This is a genomic window from Caldanaerobacter subterraneus (assembly GCF_004345675.1).
GTDB classification, from domain to species: Bacteria; Bacillota; Thermoanaerobacteria; order Thermoanaerobacterales; family Thermoanaerobacteraceae; genus Thermoanaerobacter; species Thermoanaerobacter subterraneus.
The window spans coordinates 30,655-49,730 of sequence record NZ_SLWU01000018.1; the positions used below are offsets into that span (position 1 = coordinate 30,655).

Here is a 19,076-nt window from a genome sequence, read left to right on the forward strand (position 1 = left end):
ATCTATGAGTAACAATGAAGAATTAGCAAGAGAAGCCATTAATGAACTTATAAATAAAGGGAAAAAAACCGGAATGCTCACTTACAATGAAATAATGGACTCCCTTGAGGATATAGATTTAAATCCTGACCAAATCGAAAAAGTATATGACACTTTTGAAGATATGGGAATAGAAATAGTAGGAGATGAACCCCGACAGGAAGAAATATCAGAAGAGGACCTCAATTTGGACGACCTCTCTCTTCCTGAGGGAGTCAGCATAGATGACCCTGTGAGGATGTACCTCAAAGAAATCGGCAAGATACCTCTACTCACTCCAGAAGAAGAAATTGAATTGGCAAAAAGAATAGAGCAGGGAGATGAAGAAGCGAAAAAGCGCCTGATAGAAGCTAATTTGAGGTTGGTGGTAAGCATTGCAAAAAGGTACGTAGGGCGTGGCATGCTCTTTTTAGACTTGATACAAGAGGGTAATCTCGGGCTTTTGAAGGCCGTAGAAAAATTTGACTACAGAAAAGGGTATAAATTCAGCACCTATGCTACATGGTGGATCAGACAGGCTATAACTAGAGCTATAGCTGATCAAGCTAGGACGATAAGAATTCCTGTGCACATGGTAGAAACTATAAACAAATTGATAAGGGTGCAAAGGCAATTGCTCCAGGAATTAGGCCGTGAACCTACCCCTGAAGAATTGGCAAAAGAAATGGGAATGCCTGAAGAAAAAGTCAGAGAAATTCTCAAAATAGCTCAAGAACCAGTTTCTCTTGAGACTCCTATAGGTGAAGAGGAAGACAGTCACTTGGGAGATTTCATACCTGATGAAGATGCTCCGGCTCCTGCAGAAGCTGCAGCTTACACCATGCTGAAAGAGCAACTCATGGATGTTTTAGATACGCTGACTCCTAGGGAGGAGAAGGTATTGCGGTTAAGGTTTGGACTTGACGATGGACGAGCTAGAACTCTTGAAGAAGTTGGCAAAGAATTTAACGTCACAAGAGAGAGAATAAGGCAGATTGAAGCAAAAGCTTTGAGAAAATTGAGGCATCCTTCAAGGTCCAAAAAATTAAAAGATTTTCTCGATTGATGATGGCTTCTTGACAATCTCGCAAAAATCATTATAATTAATATTAGCGTATTCCTCAGTAGCTCAAGGGTAGAGCAGCCGGCTGTTAACCGGCAGGTTGTAGGTTCGAATCCTACCTGAGGAGCCACTTTTTGGGCCTTTAGCTCAGCTGGCAGAGCGGTCGGCTCATAACCGATTGGTCCGGGGTTCGAATCCCTGAAGGCCCACCATCTCGATAAAAAAAGCATTTGAGGTTGTCAAATGCTTTTTATTTTTTTGTTTTGGAGGATTGTATGAGACTTCCAGAGCGTCTAAAAGCTATCACTAAATACATTCCGCCAGAGGTAAGAGTAGCTGATATTGGCACTGACCATGGGTTTATACCCATTTATCTTGTTGAGAATAAAATTGCTAAATACGTTATAGCAACTGATTTAAATTGCGGTTCCCTTCAGAAGGCGATTGACAATATAAAAAATAAAAACTTAGAGATGTTTATAGAGACCAGATTAGGGGACGGATTAAAGGTGCTCACACCTGGAGAGGTGGAAGTTGCGATTATTGCAGGTATGGGTGGGCTTTTGATAATAAAAATCCTCACAGAAGGGAAAGAGATAGCACAAACTATAAAAAAATTCATTTTTCAGCCAATGAGGGATGCTGATAAATTAAGGAGATATCTAGTTCAGAACGGCTATAAAATTTCTGAGGAAGATTTAGTAAAAGAAAGAGGCAAGTTTTATGAGATTATAATAGCAGAACATGGTAGACAAAAGATTGAAAATGACGTATATTACGAAATAGGGCCAAAACTCGTAGAAAAAAATCATCCCCTTCTTAAAGAGTTTTTGCTTTACAAGATACAAAAAATTCGAAGGATTTTGAATAAAATTCCACCTGGAGATCCAAAGAGAAAAGGCTTAGAAGAGAAAATAAAAAAGCTTGAGGTGTTGGGCGATGGCAGTGAAATGCCAAACAATAGTTTCTATAATGGATAGGCTTGCGCCGCGCAAATTTGCCCAGGATTGGGACAATGTGGGGTTAATTGTAGGAGACCCTTTACAGGATGTTTCGAAGATACTAGTAGCACTTGATGCCACTCATGAAGTTGTTGAAGAAGCTATAGAGAAAAAAGTAGATATGATTGTGACTCATCATCCGCTGATTTTTAAGTCTATAAAATCTGTCAGATCCGATACGCCAGTCGGCATGCTTGTCATGAAACTTATCAAACATGAGATTTCCCTTTATGCAGCTCATACTTCTTTTGATATAGCACCAAATGGCATGAATGACATCTTGTGCAATATATTGGGGATTTACGAAAGAGAAGTTCTAGATGTCACATATTCAGAAGATTATAAAAAAGTCGTTGTGTACGTGCCCAAGGGATATGAAGATGTAGTGCGGAATGCCATGTGCAGCGCAGGAGCAGGTTTTATAGGAAATTACAGCGATTCCACTTTTCAGGTAGAAGGCACAGGCACTTTCAAACCTATGGAGGGAGCCGACCCATTTATTGGGGAAGTAGGGAAGTTAGAAAAGGTAGAAGAAATAAGACTGGAAACAGTAGTTCCACAAAAATATTTGGATAAAGTGATAAACGCCATGCTAAGAGTCCATCCCTATGAAGAAGTTGCTTATGACGTTTATTCACTGGCAAATCTCAGGGAAGAGTACGGACTTGGAAGAATAGGAGTCATTGAAGAGACGACTTTGAAAGAATTAGCCTTAAAGGTCAAAGCAAAGCTTAAAGCTGAATCTCTCAAGGTGGTTGGCGATTTAGAAAGAAGAGTTAAAAAAGTTGCTGTATGCGGTGGAAGTGGTGCAAGCCTAATTCATAAGGCTGTTATGAAAGGAGCGGATGTTTTAATAACTGCCGATATAGGCTATCACGATGCGGTAGAAGCCCAGCACCTCGGTTTAGCTTTGATTGATGCTGGCCATTTTGCCACAGAAAACATAGCAGTGAGGTTTATCGCAGAATACTTGATTGATGAAACTCAAAAACAAGGGCATGAAATAGAGGTCTTTGTAAGTGAAGTTCAAAAAGACCCTTTTACATGCCTTTAAGTAAGGCTTGACAATAGCAAAAGCCTGTGGTAATATATCATTGTCTGATATAAAAAATGATATACAATGCATGTGAGTAAGTCGGATGGCCGCGGGCGAGGCATTTGCCTCGCACGAGGAAAGTCCGAGCTCCACAGGGCAGGGTGCCGGGTAACACCCGGTGGAGGCGACTCCAAGGAAAGTGCCACAGAAATGTAGACCGCCTGACGCTTTCAAAGGCGTCGGGTAAGGGTGCAACGGTGCGGTAAGAGCGCACCAGCAGCCGGGCGACCGGCTGGCTAGGTAAACCCCACCCGGAGCAAGGCAAATAGGAGGGAGTAGGTGGCCCGCCATTTCCCTCGGGTTAAGCCGCTAGAGGTATCAGGCAACTGATACCCTAGATAGATGGCCATCTAAAACAGAACTCGGCTTACGGACTTGCTCACATGCTGAAAAATTCTGCTTTCCCGGGGACGGGATTTTTTATTTGCCACTATTTTGCCAGCACAAAAATTGTGAATAGTTTGTTAAAGGGGTTTTTGTCGTTTTTTACTTTTTGTTTGATTTAAAAACGTTTTTTTGTTAATATTATATTTAGCGAAACTCATAGAGAGGAGGAAATACATGAGCATACATATTGGAGCAAAAGAAGGAGACATTGCCGAAACAGTACTGCTTCCGGGAGACCCATTGAGGGCTAAATATATAGCAGAAAATTTACTGGAAGATGCAAAGTGCTACAATGAAGTCAGAGGTATGTACGGCTTCACCGGATATTACAAGGGGAAAAGAGTGTCAGTGCAAGGAACAGGAATGGGGGTGCCTTCTATATCCATTTATGTGAATGAACTTATAACAAGTTACGGCGTGAAAAACTTGATAAGAATAGGTACATGCGGTTCATTACAGCCAGACATAAAGATAAGAGATATTGTGATTGCTATGAGCGCCTCAACTGACTCTGCTATAAATAAAATACGTTTTAATGGAATGGATTACGCTCCTACGGCAAGTTTTAAGCTTTTGAAAAAAGCCTATGACAAGGCTGTTGAAATGGGGATAGAGCCAAAAGTTGGAAATATACTTACTACAGATACTTTCTACCATGACGACCCAGAGAGCTGGAGGCTTTGGGCAAAATTTGGAGTGTTGGCTGTAGAAATGGAGACAGCGGGGCTTTACACTTTGGCTGCCAAGTATGGGGTTGATGCTCTTACTATACTTACTGTAAGCGACAGTTTGGTTACAGGTGAAGCGACCTCAGCTGAGGAGAGGCAGAAAACTTTCATGGACATGGTTAAGATTGCTCTGGAGATTGCATAGTAAAGTGGCATTTGAAAATGCCACTTTACTATTATCTATTTAGAAAGGAGAGATATTTTATGGAACCTCTTAAGTTTAAGCCAATATTTATGGAGAGAATATGGGGAGGAACTGCTTTAAAAGAGAGGTTTGGGTTTGATATTCCTGAAGGCAAAAAAATAGGGGAACTCTGGACAGTGTCTGACAATAGGACGGCAGTTAGTGTAATTGATGGAGGAGAATTTGACGGGAAAAAGATAAGCGATGTGGCGTTGGAATTTGCTGAAAGTCTCTATGGGAAGGGGAAAAAATACGAAAGGTTTCCTCTCCTCATAAAAATCATAGATGCGCAGGATAAACTCTCAGTTCAAGTTCACCCTGATGACGAATACGCCTACAAGTACGAAAATGGTGATTCGGGTAAGACAGAGATGTGGTACATAATAGATGCTAGGCCGGGTGCCAAATTGGTCTGTGGTCTAAAAGAAGGTACCACAAGAGAAGAATTTATAAAACTTTTAGAAGAGGAAAGACTAGAAGAATGTCTAAAAGAAGTAGAAGTCAAGGCGGGAGATGTTGTCTACATTCCTGCTGGGATGGTACATGCGATAGGCGAAGGCATTTTGATATGCGAAATTCAGCAGAATTCCGATTTGACCTACAGGGTCTATGACTACAACAGAGTGGACGAAAAAGGCAGAAAAAGAGAGCTCCATGTAGATAAAGCACTTGATGTAATAGATTTTGAACTCAAATCAGATAAGATAGTGCCTATGTTTGAAGAAATAAAAGGAGGGCGTATTGCAAGAGCAGTTGAATCCCCATATTTTAACGTTGAGATAATTGAACTGGCTGAAAAAATGGAGTTTGAAACTTATGACAGATTTGAAACTCTTACTTCTGTGGAAGGCATATTAGAGGTAGAGTGGGAAGAAGGGACAAAAGTAGTAAAGGCAGGAGAAACTATTGTCATACCCGCTTTTGTAGATAAATACAAAGTTAAAGGAAAAGCTAAATTTCTCAAAGCATATGTGCCGTGAGTTTTATTAAAGTTTTGGCATTTTGAATTGCGCAGCCGTTGACGTCATTGTTGAAATACACGTAAATTTCATCGCAATTTTTTAAATATTCTTCTATGTCTTTTGCCAATTCCTCAAGTTCTTCTTCTGAATAGGAGGAACTGAACAAAGCTTCAGGCCCATGCATTCTAATGTAAGCAAAATCTGCTGTGACAACTTTTGCCTTAGGATACCGGGAGGAATCTGCTATTACCCAGGCGACTTTCAATTTCCTCATAAGGTCATAGACTTCTTCATCAAGCCAGCTTTTATGCCTGAATTCCAAGGCAAATTTGTAGTTTTCTTTCCCTCTTAAAAAGTTTATGATTTTTTCTACATTTTCTTGGTCTTTTTTAAAACTTGGAGGGAATTGCAGGAGAATAGGTCCTAACTTGTCCTTCAACAGGTCTATCCTTTTTTTGAAATTGTTCCACGCTTCTTCCACATCACAAAGTTTTTTTAAGTGAGTTATGTGGCGGGAGGCTTTTACAGAAAAGATGAAACCTTCAGGAGTAGAGGTATACCATTTCATCAAAGTTTTTTCTTGAGGTAAGTGGTAGAAAGAAGAATTTACTTCAGCGCTCAGAAAATGCTTTGAATAAAAGCTAAGCCTTTCTTCATAAGGAAGGTTAGAAGGATAAAAAATTTCTTTCCAGTGGGAGTATGCCCAACCGGATGTCCCTATGTAGAGCTTTTTCCCCATCTTTTTTCCTCCTTTCAGAATGTGTTGCTTTTAAGAGTATGATACAACACAAAAAATCTATATGACAATAGTTTTGTCAATTAGGGAGTTGCATATCTTAAGAGATTGTATTATAATAAAAACAGACAGATGATGGGGTCATAGCTCAGCTGGTTAGAGCGCTACGTTGACATCGTAGAGGCCACAGGTTCAAGTCCTGTTGACCCCACCATATGAAAATGAAGGCTTTCAGGGCTCACGAGAGCCCGTTTTTTTTTTTACTTTTTTTGCTGTTTTGATGCCATTTTGGTGCCAGAATTTTTTCAGCTTTATTCTGGTGACTTGGTTTTTTTCATGCTTAATTTATGGAATTATAAGGCAATAATTCCTGGAGCTGTTTGGCGAATACTTTTCAATATGGTATAATATTTTAAGGCGTGATATTAAAATTGGAGGTGGGAGTGGGGTTGAAAAATCTAAATGGAAAGTGGGGATTGGACTCATCTAAAGAGTTTTACTGGGAGCCAGATGTGGAAGGAGGCTATAGAGTTTACAAAGTAAAGTCTGTTATTATGGAACATCAGTCACCGTATCAGAAGATAGACATTGTAGAACTTGAAACTTGGGGAAAGAGTTTATTTTTAGACGGCAGCCTTCAGTCAACAGAATCAGATGAATTTATATACCATGAACTTTTGGTGCATCCAGCTATGCGTGTTCACCCTTCTCCTAAGAGAGTTTTGATATGCGGGGTAGGAGAGGGGAAGAGCGTAAGAGAAGTTTTAAAATACCCGACAGTAAAAGAGGTAATAGGTGTTGATATAGATAAAGAAGTAGTTGCCCTCTGTCAGAAACACTTGGGTAAAACACCTATTGATGACAAGCGTGTGAGACTTGTATATCAAGATGTAGCAGAATTTATAAAAAATTATAGAGGCGAACCCTTTGATGTAGCTATAGTAGATGTAACAGATGATTTAGATGGGCCTGCTAGGAGTGTTCACCAGTTAGACTTTTATAAAAGGCTTTATGAAATTTTAGGCGAAAAAGCTACTGTGGTAGTGCAGGGGACATCAGCTTTTTCGAAAGTTAAAAATGTCGGCTTTTGCCACATCTATGAGATTCTCAAAGAAGTATTTCCTTTTGTAATTCCCTATGCCGATTACATCCCCTCTTTTAGCGATTTGTGGACTTTTTTTGTGGCTCTGAAAGGAATTAAAGACTTAACCCCAAGGCATGAAATCCCCCGTGACCTTAAGTATTACGATGAATATACAAATGAAAGGATTTTTACTCTAGCTAAGCCTTTGAGAGAAAAACTAGGGGTATGATAGTACCCCTTCAGACTGTTGACAAAATAAAGAAGTGGCATTTTGTGTGTAAATGCGACTTGTTGTCAAAGCGGTAACTAAACTTGGCGAACTTGAGGAGCGAAGGCGGGGCGAGCAAAGCGAGCGGCCACCTGAGCCTGAAAGGCGAATTGGCCGGTACCCCGCCTGAGCCCGAAAAGTGAGCCTTAGTTTAGTCGCTTTGCAACTCTGGAGCATTAACACAAAATGCCACTTAAATAAGAAAGACTTTGTCAACAAACTGTAGGGGTATGATAGTACCCCTTTTTAATTTAAGAAATTGCAAGATTAGATGAAACTTTGACGAAAGGTTATACTTAGTTTTTTATACATAAAATTTTCACTTCTTGCAAAATATATAACCGAATCACAAAAGTGAGGAGGTTATGCCTTTTTATGAAGAGAAAAAATCTCATAATGACAATTTTGGTAATTTTTATAGTGGTCAGTTTGATTTTTTTAAATGGATGCAAGAGTGGGACACAAAAACAGTTTTTTAAGCCTTTTGCTGGGGTTAAGGGTAAGAAATTGCAAGTTGTGGGATTTTACATGGATTCTCAAGGGTATGACAATTCTTATCAGTCTCTAGTGAGATATTCCAAATACATAGATACGCTTTCACCGCTTTGGCTAACAGTTGAGGGAGATGGGACAGTAAAGGACTCTACTAATCCGCAGGCCTTAAACTACGCCAAAAAACAGGGTATAAAAGTAGTTCCCCTGGTGAATGTTGCCAATAGCAAGGATGAAGTGCTTTTAGACCCCAATATTCGCGACAAAGTCATCTCTCAATTGGTAGTTCTTCTAAAAAAGCACGATTTTGACGGGTACAACATAGACTTTGAGTTCATACCTCATGGAGAAAAGAATTATGTAAAGGACAAGGATTATCTGACGGCCTTTGTGGCTAAGTTAAAGCCTCTTGTCAAAAAAGAAGGAAAAATATTGGACATATCAGTTATACCTCACTATCAAGTGCCAAAAGAAATATCCGGAATATACGATTATAGAGAACTAGCGCATTTGGTGGACCACGTTACATTGATGACTTATGACAGGCATAATGCTTCTACTCCTCCTGGTCCTGTTTCACCGGAACAGTGGGTAGAGTATAATGTAAAGGATGCCCTCAATGAAGGGTTTAAGCCTGAGCAGATATGCCTTGGGGTTGCTACTTATGGCTATGACTGGCCTGCAAGCAAAAGCGGAGGTTTCTCAAGGCCTACCAAAGAAATCATGACAAAGGCAAAACTTCAGGGGATTGAGATAAAATGGAGTGATAAGTACCAAGAACCCTACTATACTTACTATGACAAAATAACCGGTACCACAAGGGAGGTTTGGTTTGAGAATTCATATACATTGGCAGAAAAAATAGAAGTGGCAAAAAGGTATAATCTCCATGGAATATGTGTGTGGAGGATTGGTTTTGAAACCCCCTCTTTCTGGAAAGTAATTGACCAGAAAATAGGTGCGCGGTAAAAAATGTTGAAAACATTTAAGTTTGAGTATATAATAGATATGTAAATTACCAATTTGTTGGGGGGATTTTTATGGATTTAAACTCTTACATAGACAGCATGAGGGATGAAATCATAAAATCCGTTCAGGAATTAGTCAGAATAAAAAGCGTGCAGGATGAACCGAAACCAGGTATGCCGTACGGAGAAGGCGTTGCAAGAGCGCTAGAGAAAGCGCTTGAAATTGCAGAAAGGTTGGGATTTAAAACTAAGAACCTGGACGGCTATATAGGGTATGCAGAGTACGGTGAAGGAGAAGAAATGATTGCAGTGCTGGGGCACCTGGATGTAGTGCCTGAAGGGGATGGGTGGACATATCCGCCCTATGGAGCTGAGATACACGACGGAAAGATATATGGGAGAGGTACTGTGGACGACAAAGGGCCAATAATCGCTGCTTTATATGGCCTAAAAGCCATAAAAGATGCAGGCCTTAAGCTTTCGAAAAGAGTGAGGATTATTTTCGGGACTAATGAAGAAACAGGGTCCCATGAGATAAAATATTATCTGGAACACGATGAAGCTCCCACAATGGGCTTTACTCCTGATGCACAGTACCCGATTATACATGCAGAAAAAGGAATAACAATGTTCAATGTGGTCAAAGATTTTAATAAAAAGCCAAGTAGAATAGTGGTAAAATACATCAAAGGTGGAGAAAGGCCCAATGTGGTCCCCGGTTACTGTGAGGCGAGGCTTAAGGTTGAAGAGGAAAATACCAAGAAAGAGATTTTGAATGAATTAGAAGCTTTTGTAAGAGAAACGGGGTATGACCTTAAATTTGAGGAGAAGGAAGGCGATTTAGTAATAAAGTCTTTTGGGATACCTGCCCATGGAAGCCTTCCACATCTCGGGAAAAACGCAATAATGCAACTATTCCTCTTTTTGGATAGAATAAATTTAGATGAAAGCGATGTGAAGGACTTTATACACTTCTTTGCGACGAATGTTGGCATGGAGACTAATGGCAAAACTTTTGGAATATACCTAAAAGATGAGACAGGAGAGCTCACCTTTAATGTGGGAACTGTTTCGATAGATGAGGACAAGGGAGTATTGGGATTGAATATAAGATATCCTGTCAAGCACAAGTATGAAGACTGGATGAACATTTTTGAGGAGAAGATAAAAGGTCAGGGTATGAGAATAGAGGATATGCTGCACCAGCCGCCTTTGTATTTCCCACCTGATCATCCCTTGATAAAGATTTTAAGTAAGGTTTATGAAGAGCAGACGGGACAGAAAGCAGAGCTTTTGGCTATAGGTGGTGGAACTTATGCCAAAGAAATGCCGAATACTGTAGCTTTTGGTCCTGTTTTCCCAGGAAAACCAGAGCTGGCTCATCAGGCTGATGAGTACATAGAAATTGAAGACCTGATATTAAACGCAAAAATTTACGCTCACGCAATATATGAACTTGCCAAATAAAATCTCCTTGCATGTGCTTTGAAATTGTATTATAATAAATAAAGAAGCGGTGGGGTCATAGCTCAGCTGGTCAGAGCGCTGCGCTCACATCGCAGAGGTCACAGGTTCGACTCCTGTTGACCCCACCATAGTAAAATTAAGACTTTGACGGTCCTATCAAAGGACCGTTTTTCTATTTTTTGCTGTTTTGGTGCCAAAGTTTTTAATTTTTTATTAGAATCTCGTTTAATTCTTCATATAAGTTTTTTAAAACACTCTGGTAATCTTTTTCTCCTGTTTCGACTGATTCCATGAGCTTTTCCAATTGGCGGGTAGTTTCTTCGTTTATGTAGTTCATATATCTTTCTGACAAGTACGAATAGACCTTTCTTCCCAAAGCAGTGGTTCTAAGCCTTTTATAAACGTCCTCAATTATATACTTCCTTTTGAAAAGTATATCTACTATTTTTGCATATGTGGAGGGCCTGCCTATATTTCTTTTTTGCATTTCTTCAATCAAAGAAGCTTGTGTGAAAAGGGGAACTGTGTGAGTAGTGTAAGTCCTCTTAGAAACTACTGAGTATTTTTTCTCTTCAAAGGGTGTATAGACTGTTATTGGGTTAAAAATATTCCATCCTTCTTCTTGTAATTTTACTGGCACCTCCCTTTCTACCTGAAAAGAACCATTCTTAATCAAAATTTTTTGATTTATCACGACAGGGGATGTCATTTGGCTTGCCATGAATCTATTGAATATCAAAGAATACACTTTTATGTGCATGGGACTTAAATAGGCAGCTATTTTTTCTGTGATGAATTCAGATAATTCTTCTGGAGATATCGGTTTTACCGGTCTTATGGCCTCATGAGCTCCTTCTTTACCCCATTCTCTTTCAGACAAAAGGGTAATTTTACCTATTTTCTCAAGGTATGACCGCGCTATTTTCTGTCCTGTAGAAGAAATTCTGGTGGAGTCTGTTCTGTGATAAGTTATAAAGCCTAGCTCAAAAAGCGTCTGGAGTATTTCCATTATCTGCTGCACAGGCAGTTTAAATTGCTGAGAAGCAGCTGTCAACAAAGAAGGAGTATTAAAAGGTGGTAAGGGAGAAAGCGCCTGTTCTTTTTCTTCTACTATCTCCACTTCTACCTCGTCTACATCTATTTTTCCATCTACTTCAAATTTAAATCCATTATCCAGTGTGAACTGAGTTACAGTTTTTTTGCTTTTACTGTGTTCTATTTCTTTTTCTAAAATCCACCCGAGAACGGTGCTTTGCACTCTTCCTGCAGATAAATTAGAGTTTTGAAAATTTTTCTGAAGCCGCAAGCTCAGTTCAAATCCTACCCATCTATCTTCGATTCTCCTCACAATTTGCGACTTTACAAGATTCACATCACAGTTTCTCCGATTTCTTATGGCCTTATCGAAGCCAAATTTTGTAATTTCGTGCATTTCAATGCGCTGAACGTTTTTATTTACCGGTTTTATATATTGGGAGATATCCCACCCAATTTTTTCGCCTTCCACGTCTGGGTCTGTGGCAATTATCACTTCATCTACTTCCATCGCGATGTCCCTTAAAGCTTCTAAAATTTTTTTCTTATCATCAATCTTGTCTGAATTGCAGTAGGGGCAACGGGGTAGTTCATCTGTAAACTGAGCTCCGCAGGAACTACAACGCTTTATGGAGTTGTAGTAAGGAATGAATCTGCCATCATTTATCTCCACGCCGTGCAGCCCTGTTTTTGTCTCCAAATCATACAAATGTCCTTTTGATGCAGTTAAAAGCAAAATACCTTCCTGTGTTATTGACTCGTGTACCATTAAAGACCCGTATCTTCTTGTAGAAGATTTTTCTAAAAATTTTGAAATAGTTTGGGCCTTTGTAGGAGATTCGACGATTATCATTCTAGATTTCATGTCTTTAGAAGAGCTGTCTGTTGAAATGGCTTTTCTAGTTTCTTCTGCTTCTTTCACTAAATGCTCAATTTCACCTTCTTCTGTCCACTCTTCCTCGGTGAGGTAGAGAAGTCTTGCCTTTAAAAGTTCAAATAAGGAATCGTCTTCCTCAAAGAGTATGGAAATTCCTTTGGTGAGAGATGTACCGAATATTCTCGAAGTCCTTCCAGAAGCCTGGATGTATGTGTACACATCAGGTATTACTATGAGATTTTTCTCTTTATCAAATTTTGTAGTGGGGAAGTTTTTCTGTATGAGTTTTTCCCAGGTTTCAGGTGATATGTATTTTTCTACAGATTTTCTGAGCTTTTCTGTTGAAAGCCTCTGCAGGTCTTTGAAGTAGGCCTTCAATTTTGGGTTGTTTTCTAAATAATCCTGAAAATTTCTTTCTAGAATAAATCTGGGAGCATTTTCTAACTTTGTGCTGAATTTAAAAGAGGGAGTTCCCCAAAATACTGCAAATTTGATCCTTAAAGGCAAGTCAATTCCCCTTACTAATTTTCCGTAGTAAGAGTATATGCCACATAGAAGCTGTAGGCTTCCCTCCTTAAATTTTTCAAAAGATTTCTCAAAATCTTCCCATGTTTTACCTAATTTTACTCCATGTTCTTCTAAATAGTTTGCAATTTCTTTCCCTTCTTCTTCTGTGGGTACAAAGAGCAGGATTCCGTCTTTTAAGAGGTTAATTATATAGAGCAATTTTTCTAGCGATTTTTCTTTTATTCTCACGTTTGTTATATTCCGTGCACTGGTAGTAAATCTTCCGATTTCAAAACCCAAAAGTTCTCTAAATAAAAGGGGTTTTATGCCTTTTGGTTTTGCGGTGGCAGAAGAGACGATTAACCTTCCTTTTGGAGCTTTTTCTTCAATTTGAATTTTATCGGAATTGTTACCTTTTTTTAGATTGTCTAAAGTTGAGTCTATCGCTTTTTGTGAGATTCCTATCATATTAAGAAGTGTGTCAATATTTTTCGATGATTTCAAAACTGCATCTACGTCATCCACAAATACGAGGTCAAAAACTTTTTGAGAAAGCTGCTCTTTTCTTTTGGATATGAACTGGGATGAGATTACCAGTATGTCGTAGTTTCCTTCAGAAAAGTTTTTTTCAAATTTTTCCCTTTCCTTTTTTTTCAGCGAAGACGTATAAAAGAGAATATTCACATCTTCATCTTCTTTAGAAAATTCAATCAACCTCTTTGCTGCCTGTTCTACCAGTGAGACCGTGGGGAAAACGAGAGCTACTTTACCGCCTTTTTTTGCAATCCAAAGAGCTGAAATTAGTCCAAATGTAGTTTTGCCGACTCCAGTTGGAGCAACGAGTGTAAAGCTTTTTGAGAGTAAAAGCCGCTTTGCCCAGAATCTTTGATACCCGGTGGGCTTTTTGTTTATTTTTGAAAAGAAAAATTCTTCAAATTCCTTGTATTGTTGATTTAAATTCCAGTATTTTTCATATCCTTTAAGACTGTTGTTGAGTTTCAAACCTTTTAGGATATCTCCATCTTCAAACGGCAAGCACACCTCACAAGGTAAGCCTTTTTCATTTCTTGTGTCCGTGTTTATTCCTCCGCAGTTTATGCAGGAGTGATAGTATTTTGCACCTGTTGCCAATGCCATTGCCCCCTACTTTGAAATATTAGCTGTTTTTCTATTTTCCAAATATACTAGAAAACTTTGAAAAAATCAATCCTCTTGACATGCTGTTGAAATGCTGTAAAATGGTATTATACAATGAAAATCGAAGTTGGAGGTAGCGATAATGGACATTCCTTCATTGAGCCCATATGCTTTTAAATTCGGACCTATTGCCGTTCACTGGTATGGAATTTTTATGGCTATTTCTATTGCGGTAGGAGGATACTACCTTTATAAGCAGGCGACGAAATTGAATTACGATGAGGATTTTTTGTTAAACCTTTTAATGATAGTTGTGATATTTGGGGTTATTGGAGCAAGACTCATGTTTGTGCTTGCCAACTATCCTGAGTGGTTTGTTAAAGACCCTGTACAGGTTTTTAAAATTTACGAAGGTGGGCTTTCATGGCATGGTGCAGTACTTGGCGGCTTTTTGGCAGGTCTTTATTATTGCCGAAAAAAGGGAGTTAGAATAAATCCTCTGGAAGATTTCGCTGTAGTTGGGCTGGCTTTGGGAAATATGCTGGTGAGAGTGGGCAACATATTTAACCATGAGGTTTTGGGAAGGCCGACAGAGTTTTTCTTCGGCAGATGGCCAGCCCAGCTCGTTGGTGTAGCTATAGGAGCTTTTCTTCTCATAAGGTATTTTTACGTGCAGAAAAAGCACATGCCTGACGGTTATCAGTTTTGGTCTTTTATCTTTTATTACCAGCTTTTAAGAGGAGTGTTTGAGGAGACTGTAAAAGACGTACCTCTTGTGTGGCCTGTATATTTAAATGAAGAATGGGGTATTGGATTGTTTACTATGACGCAGGTGGCTACTCCATTTATATTAATACTGGCTTACTGGATGATTAAAAGAGTTTTGAATGACCCTAACAGGCAGTATTACGATTGAGTTTTTGTTTTTGATAGGTTTTATGGTAAAATTATATTGACAAAATTTTTACAAGGGAGTTGTAGCTATGGAAAAGCAAAAGGTTTTTGAAAGGTTGATTGACGAAATTAAGGCAAAAGCAAGAGACATAACTGATATGGATACATTTTACAAGGAAGTTGTGCGAATTTTATCCGAAAATGTGCCCTATTACAATTGGACGGGTTTTTATTTCATGAAAGACGGGGAATTAGTGATAGGACCTTATATTGGCAGGCCTACAGAGCATGTTAGAATAAAAGTGGGACAGGGAGTTTGTGGAAGGGCTGTAGCTGAGAAAAGCACTATAATAGTTGATGATGTGACTAAAGAAGATAATTATTTAGCCTGCAGCCTTGAGACAAAATCTGAAATAGTAGTTCCAATTTGGGCTAATGGAGAAATAATAGGAGAAATAGACATTGACAGTGATGACTTGGCTGCTTTTGATGATAAGGATAAAATATTTTTAGAGGAAGTGGCTAAAATTATTGGTAGAAAATTAGAAGGAAAGTTTTAAAGGAGGGATTTAGGTGAGAGAGAGAGTAGAAGAGATATTAAACCTTATAAAACCTTCACTTCAGGCAGATGGAGGAGATGTAGAGCTTGTAGATGTCACCGAAGACGGTGTTGTAAAAGTGAAATTGACTGGAGCCTGTGGAGGTTGCCCTTTTGCTACTTTGACGCTAAAAGAGGGTATTGAAAGAGCAATTAAAGAGGAAATTCCAGAAGTAAAAGAAGTTATAGCAGTTTAATCCGGGTCTTCCCGGATTTTTTATTTTACGTAAGTTTCGGGAAAGCTAATTAGAGGAGATTATCGACAAAGAAGGGGTGAAGGTATGGAAGATAGGTTTTTGTTTGAGCTTTTGAAGTGGGAAGCAGCAAAAGAGCTAGGACTTCTGGAAAAGGTGAGGGAAGTTGGATGGCCTAATCTCTCAGCTCAAGAAACAGGCAAAATAGGAGTTTTAGTGAAGAGAAAAATTAAAGAAAAAATGAAAAAGAACAATAAGATGTGATATACTGATACTTGAAAGGGGGGATTGTTTTTTATGGACAGCAAGAATTTGTTTAAAAAAGCGGCGGAACTTATAAAATCCTCTCAAAAGACTATGGTCTTAACAGGTGCAGGAATTTCTACGGAAAGCGGAATTCCTGATTTTAGAAGTCCTGGTACAGGCTTATGGGAAAATATGGACCCTACAGAAGTTTTGTCCACAAAAGTTTTGTTCAATTCACCTGAGGAGTTTTACAGGGTGGGCTTTAAAATTTTGTCCTCTATGAGAAATGCAGAGCCAAATGAAGCTCATTATATATTGAGTGAAATGGAGAAGGAAGGAATAATTGCGGGGGTAATTACGCAGAATATAGATAACCTTCATCAAAAGGCGGGCTCAAAAAAAGTTTACGAAGTTCATGGAAATACGAGAGAAGGAAGTTGTTTAAGATGCGGGGAGAAGGTGAGTTTTGAACTTTTGGAAGAAAAAGTGGCAAAAGAAGAGATACCTCCCCGTTGCGACCGCTGTGGAGGAATGCTAAGACCAGATGTGGTTCTTTTTGGGGACCCAATGCCTCATGCCTTTGATTTAGCTCTGAAAGAGGTGCAGGAAAGTGATCTTTTGATAGTCATAGGTTCTTCGCTGGTCGTCGCCCCTGTGAATTTTTTACCTGGGATGGTGGACGGCTTAATAATAATAAATGCTACAGAGACCCCTTATGACTATAAAGCTGACGTGGTGATAAGGGAGAAAGCTAGCTACGCACTTAGAAATATATGGAATTTAATAAAAAGTTGAAAAAAAGTTTGACTTTTTGAAGTTTTGGTGTTATGATAAATAGGTAAATCATTTATTAGTTTGGAGGAAGATGTAAATGGTAAGAGGTAAAGTTAAATGGTTTAATGCCGAGAAAGGCTATGGTTTTATTGAGAGAGAGGATGGCACAGACGTATTTGTGCACTACTCCGCGATTGAAGGCGAGGGCTTTAAGACGTTAGAGGAAGGACAGGCGGTAGAATTTGAGGTAGTTCAGGCGGCTAAAGGCCCACAGGCTTCTAAGGTAAGAAAGCTGTAACTGCCGAATTTTAAACCCTAACATGTATATGTTAGGGTTTTTTGATATATAAAAGGTGGAGGTTTACAAAATGGGTGACTATATCGTAAAAGCGACTGCTTATGAGGACAATGTGCTGGCTTTTGCAGCTCTCTCAAAAGATACAGTAAATAGGGCAAAAGAGATTCACAGTCTTACGCCTACTGCCTGTGCAGCTTTGGGCAGAAGCCTTACAGCTGTTGCGATGATGAGGACTATGATGAAAGGAGAGAAGGATAAAGTCACTCTTGTCATAAAAGGGGATGGACCGATAGGCAGTATTGTGGTCGTATCCAATTTTCCAGGTATTGTAAAAGGATATGTGGGAAATCCTTTTGTCGATTTGCCTTTGAGTGAAAAAGGAAAGTTAGATGTGGGAAGGGCTGTTGGTAAAAAAGGTTATGTGACTGTGATAAAGGATATAGGTTTGAAAGAGCCTTACATAGGGACGGTGGAGATCCAGACAGGAGAAATTGGAGATGACATAGCCTATTACTTTTACACTTCTGAGCAGATTCCCTCTGCTGTAGGATTAGGAGTTTTAGTGGGGAAGGAAGGGGATGTGCTGACAGCGGGAGGGTTTATACTTCAGCTCCTTCCCGATGTAAAAGAAGAGGTAATATTAAAGCTTGAAAAGGCTATTGGTCAAATTACCTCTGTAACAGACCTTTTGAGGCAGGGGAAGACTCCGGAAGATATTTTGACCTCTATTTTTGAAGAGGAAGAAGTAAAATTTTTAGAGAAAATACCGCTAAAATACGAGTGCGACTGTTCACAGGAAAGATTCGAGAGTGCTATTCTTGCCTTAGGGAAAGAAGAGATACAAAAACTTATTAAAGAAGAACAAGGTATTGAGACTGTGTGCCATTTCTGCGGCAAAAAGTATTTTATAACTAGAGAAAGACTTGAGGAGCTTTTAAAAGAAGCGGAAAATTGATGCTGATTTATGAAATTGGGTGTTGACTATTGAGAGTTTTTTATGTATACTATTACTTGCATGGAGCAAAATTGGTCGTGTAGCTCAGCTGGGAGAGCACCTGCCTTACAAGCAGGGGGTCATAGGTTCAAGTCCTATCGCGACCACCATGGCCCAGTAGCTCAGCTGGTTAGAGCGCCAGCCTGTCACGCTGGAGGCCGAGGGTTCAAGTCCCTTCTGGGTCGCCATCCTGCCCCGATAGCTCAGTAGGTAGAGCAAGGGACTGAAAATCCCTGTGTCAGTGGTTCGATTCCACTTCGGGGCACCATCCAAGCGGGCATAGCTCAGTTGGCAGAGCATCACCTTGCCAAGGTGAGGGTCGCGAGTTCGAGTCTCGTTGCCCGCTCCATAAGGCGACATAGCCAAGCGGTAAGGCAGGGGTCTGCAAAACCCCGATTCCCCGGTTCGAATCCGGGTGTCGCCTCCATAAAATATAGTGGCTCTTTGTCAATAGTTGGGGTGGGTATTTTTCTGAATGCCTACCTCTTAGTTTTTCATATATGATTTTGTTATTATAACCTTCTGTTACAGAGTTACTATAAGGAAATTGGACAAACGTGAGGCTTTTGCTTCATTTTGATGTGAAACTCTATTCTATCGTCATTTCCTATAATGTTTTCCCAAATTATATCTTCAGATTTTAAAAGATTTGTGATATAATTACTTTGCACTTATTCTGATGCTTCCTTTTGTTGGGTTGTTTTAACCACTTCTATTATAGCAGGCATTCAGAATAAGTGCGCTCTTTTTTTGTAGGATGTTTTTCATCCACCCCAACATTTATTATAGAACCATTTTTTAAAAAATTTTACCTGCGAAACCTTGACACGGACGTGGAAATTGTAGGAATTCAATTTTTTTAATCTTTATGATATAATAAAAATAAAGCTGTAATTGAAAAATTAAATACTCAAGTGCTAGGGGAGCCAGAAATGGCTGAGAGGGGATTCGTTCCCGACCCTTAGAACTTGACCAGGGTAATGCCTGCGAAGGGAAGCACGTTTTATTGAGTCTGTAAAAAGTGCTCACCTGAACAGGTGGGCTCATTTTATTATTTTGGAGGTGGTC

At 39.4% G+C, this 19,076-nt stretch carries 17 protein-coding genes, 9 tRNA genes, 1 other RNA gene and 1 riboswitch; of the genes, 25 read left to right on the forward strand and 2 right to left on the reverse strand.

Features of this window, described 5'->3' with window-relative positions; genetic code table 11:
* The first annotated feature begins 4 nt into the window (after positions 1-4).
* The 8 genes from rpoD to EV203_RS08910 all read left to right on the forward strand — a co-directional run bounded on the left by rpoD (position 5) and on the right by EV203_RS08910 (position 5,457).
* On the forward strand, positions 5-1,084 hold the full coding sequence (gene rpoD / locus EV203_RS08875) for an RNA polymerase sigma factor RpoD (RefSeq protein WP_041587179.1): 1,080 nt from the start codon (positions 5-7) through the stop codon (positions 1,082-1,084).
* 52 nt (positions 1,085-1,136) lie between these two features.
* Positions 1,137-1,211 (forward strand) — tRNA-Asn (locus EV203_RS08880).
* A 6-nt stretch (positions 1,212-1,217) separates the two neighbouring features.
* Positions 1,218-1,293, forward strand: a tRNA-Ile gene (locus tag EV203_RS08885).
* Between the two features lie 63 nt (positions 1,294-1,356).
* Positions 1,357-2,061 carry a tRNA (adenine(22)-N(1))-methyltransferase gene (locus EV203_RS08890; RefSeq protein ID WP_132040147.1) on the forward strand — a complete coding sequence of 235 codons (705 nt, stop codon included), beginning with the start codon at positions 1,357-1,359 and terminating at the stop codon, positions 2,059-2,061.
* Complete coding sequence (locus EV203_RS08895; protein WP_041587178.1) at positions 2,021-3,136, forward strand: Nif3-like dinuclear metal center hexameric protein; 1,116 nt, start codon at positions 2,021-2,023, stop codon at positions 3,134-3,136. Before EV203_RS08890 ends, EV203_RS08895 begins: the two co-directional genes overlap by 41 nt.
* A 73-nt stretch (positions 3,137-3,209) precedes the next feature.
* Positions 3,210-3,564: RNase P RNA component class A (rnpB, locus tag EV203_RS08900), an RNA gene on the forward strand.
* A 175-nt stretch (positions 3,565-3,739) separates the two neighbouring features.
* Positions 3,740-4,438 carry a purine-nucleoside phosphorylase gene (deoD, locus tag EV203_RS08905; RefSeq protein ID WP_011025948.1) on the forward strand — a complete coding sequence of 233 codons (699 nt, stop codon included), beginning with the start codon at positions 3,740-3,742 and terminating at the stop codon, positions 4,436-4,438.
* Between the two features lie 59 nt (positions 4,439-4,497).
* The gene (locus tag EV203_RS08910; protein ID WP_132040149.1) at positions 4,498-5,457 is read left to right on the forward strand and encodes a type I phosphomannose isomerase catalytic subunit; all 960 of its coding nucleotides are present in this window, start codon (positions 4,498-4,500) and stop codon (positions 5,455-5,457) included.
* On the opposite strand, the gene EV203_RS08915 is transcribed toward EV203_RS08910, so the two are convergent.
* Entirely contained in the window at positions 5,438-6,178 is a 741-nt protein-coding gene (locus EV203_RS08915; RefSeq protein ID WP_011025946.1) for a DUF72 domain-containing protein, read from the reverse strand. The two genes, EV203_RS08910 and EV203_RS08915, sit on opposite strands and share 20 nt — an antisense overlap.
* A 134-nt stretch (positions 6,179-6,312) precedes the next feature.
* Between EV203_RS08915 and EV203_RS08920 the strand changes: the two genes are divergently transcribed.
* The 5 genes from EV203_RS08920 (at position 6,313) to EV203_RS08940 (ending at position 10,582) form a co-directional block, all read left to right on the forward strand.
* Positions 6,313-6,389: transfer RNA gene (locus EV203_RS08920), tRNA-Val, on the forward strand.
* Positions 6,390-6,618: 229 nt separating this feature from the next.
* The gene (locus EV203_RS08925; protein ID WP_243700642.1) at positions 6,619-7,488 is read left to right on the forward strand and encodes a spermine/spermidine synthase domain-containing protein; all 870 of its coding nucleotides are present in this window, start codon (positions 6,619-6,621) and stop codon (positions 7,486-7,488) included.
* Positions 7,489-7,902: 414 nt separating this feature from the next.
* Positions 7,903-8,988: a glycosyl hydrolase family 18 protein gene (locus tag EV203_RS08930; RefSeq protein WP_011025943.1), complete on the forward strand. Its 1,086-nt coding sequence runs from the start codon at positions 7,903-7,905 to the stop codon at positions 8,986-8,988.
* A 71-nt stretch (positions 8,989-9,059) separates the two neighbouring features.
* Positions 9,060-10,454 carry a dipeptidase PepV gene (gene pepV / locus EV203_RS08935; protein WP_011025942.1) on the forward strand — a complete coding sequence of 465 codons (1,395 nt, stop codon included), beginning with the start codon at positions 9,060-9,062 and terminating at the stop codon, positions 10,452-10,454.
* Positions 10,455-10,505: 51 nt separating this feature from the next.
* Positions 10,506-10,582: transfer RNA gene (locus tag EV203_RS08940), tRNA-Val, on the forward strand.
* A gap of 74 nt (positions 10,583-10,656) precedes the next feature.
* On the opposite strand, the gene rgy is transcribed toward EV203_RS08940, so the two are convergent.
* The gene (rgy, locus tag EV203_RS08945) at positions 10,657-14,010 is read right to left on the reverse strand and encodes a reverse gyrase (protein ID WP_132040153.1); all 3,354 of its coding nucleotides are present in this window, start codon (positions 14,008-14,010) and stop codon (positions 10,657-10,659) included.
* A gap of 142 nt (positions 14,011-14,152) precedes the next feature.
* Between rgy and EV203_RS08950 the strand changes: the two genes are divergently transcribed.
* The 12 genes from EV203_RS08950 to EV203_RS09005 all read left to right on the forward strand — a co-directional run bounded on the left by EV203_RS08950 (position 14,153) and on the right by EV203_RS09005 (position 18,435).
* Positions 14,153-14,926: a prolipoprotein diacylglyceryl transferase gene (locus EV203_RS08950; protein ID WP_011025940.1), complete on the forward strand. Its 774-nt coding sequence runs from the start codon at positions 14,153-14,155 to the stop codon at positions 14,924-14,926.
* 67 nt (positions 14,927-14,993) lie between these two features.
* A complete protein-coding gene (locus EV203_RS08955) occupies positions 14,994-15,464 on the forward strand; it encodes a GAF domain-containing protein (RefSeq protein WP_011025939.1) in 471 nt (156 codons plus the stop codon).
* Positions 15,465-15,477: 13 nt separating this feature from the next.
* The gene (locus EV203_RS08960; RefSeq protein WP_011025938.1) at positions 15,478-15,699 is read left to right on the forward strand and encodes a NifU family protein; all 222 of its coding nucleotides are present in this window, start codon (positions 15,478-15,480) and stop codon (positions 15,697-15,699) included.
* 84 nt (positions 15,700-15,783) lie between these two features.
* Complete coding sequence (locus EV203_RS08965) at positions 15,784-15,960, forward strand: alpha/beta-type small acid-soluble spore protein (protein WP_011025937.1); 177 nt, start codon at positions 15,784-15,786, stop codon at positions 15,958-15,960.
* Positions 15,961-15,993: 33 nt separating this feature from the next.
* Positions 15,994-16,737 (forward strand): SIR2 family NAD-dependent protein deacylase, encoded by a 744-nt coding sequence (locus tag EV203_RS08970; protein WP_041587176.1) that lies wholly within the window; start codon positions 15,994-15,996, stop codon positions 16,735-16,737.
* Positions 16,738-16,813: 76 nt separating this feature from the next.
* A complete protein-coding gene (locus EV203_RS08975) occupies positions 16,814-17,014 on the forward strand; it encodes a cold-shock protein (RefSeq protein ID WP_011025935.1) in 201 nt (66 codons plus the stop codon).
* Between the two features lie 70 nt (positions 17,015-17,084).
* Positions 17,085-17,969 carry an Hsp33 family molecular chaperone HslO gene (hslO, locus tag EV203_RS08980; RefSeq protein ID WP_011025934.1) on the forward strand — a complete coding sequence of 295 codons (885 nt, stop codon included), beginning with the start codon at positions 17,085-17,087 and terminating at the stop codon, positions 17,967-17,969.
* Positions 17,970-18,042: 73 nt separating this feature from the next.
* Positions 18,043-18,118, forward strand: a tRNA-Val gene (locus tag EV203_RS08985).
* 1 nt (position 18,119) lies between these two features.
* A tRNA-Asp gene (locus EV203_RS08990) sits at positions 18,120-18,196 on the forward strand.
* Between the two features lie 4 nt (positions 18,197-18,200).
* Positions 18,201-18,276: transfer RNA gene (locus EV203_RS08995), tRNA-Phe, on the forward strand.
* Between the two features lie 5 nt (positions 18,277-18,281).
* Positions 18,282-18,357, forward strand: a tRNA-Gly gene (locus tag EV203_RS09000).
* Positions 18,358-18,360: 3 nt separating this feature from the next.
* Positions 18,361-18,435 (forward strand) — tRNA-Cys (locus tag EV203_RS09005).
* Positions 18,436-18,917: 482 nt separating this feature from the next.
* Positions 18,918-19,020: riboswitch (TPP riboswitch) on the forward strand.
* Positions 19,021-19,076: the final 56 nt, after the last annotated feature.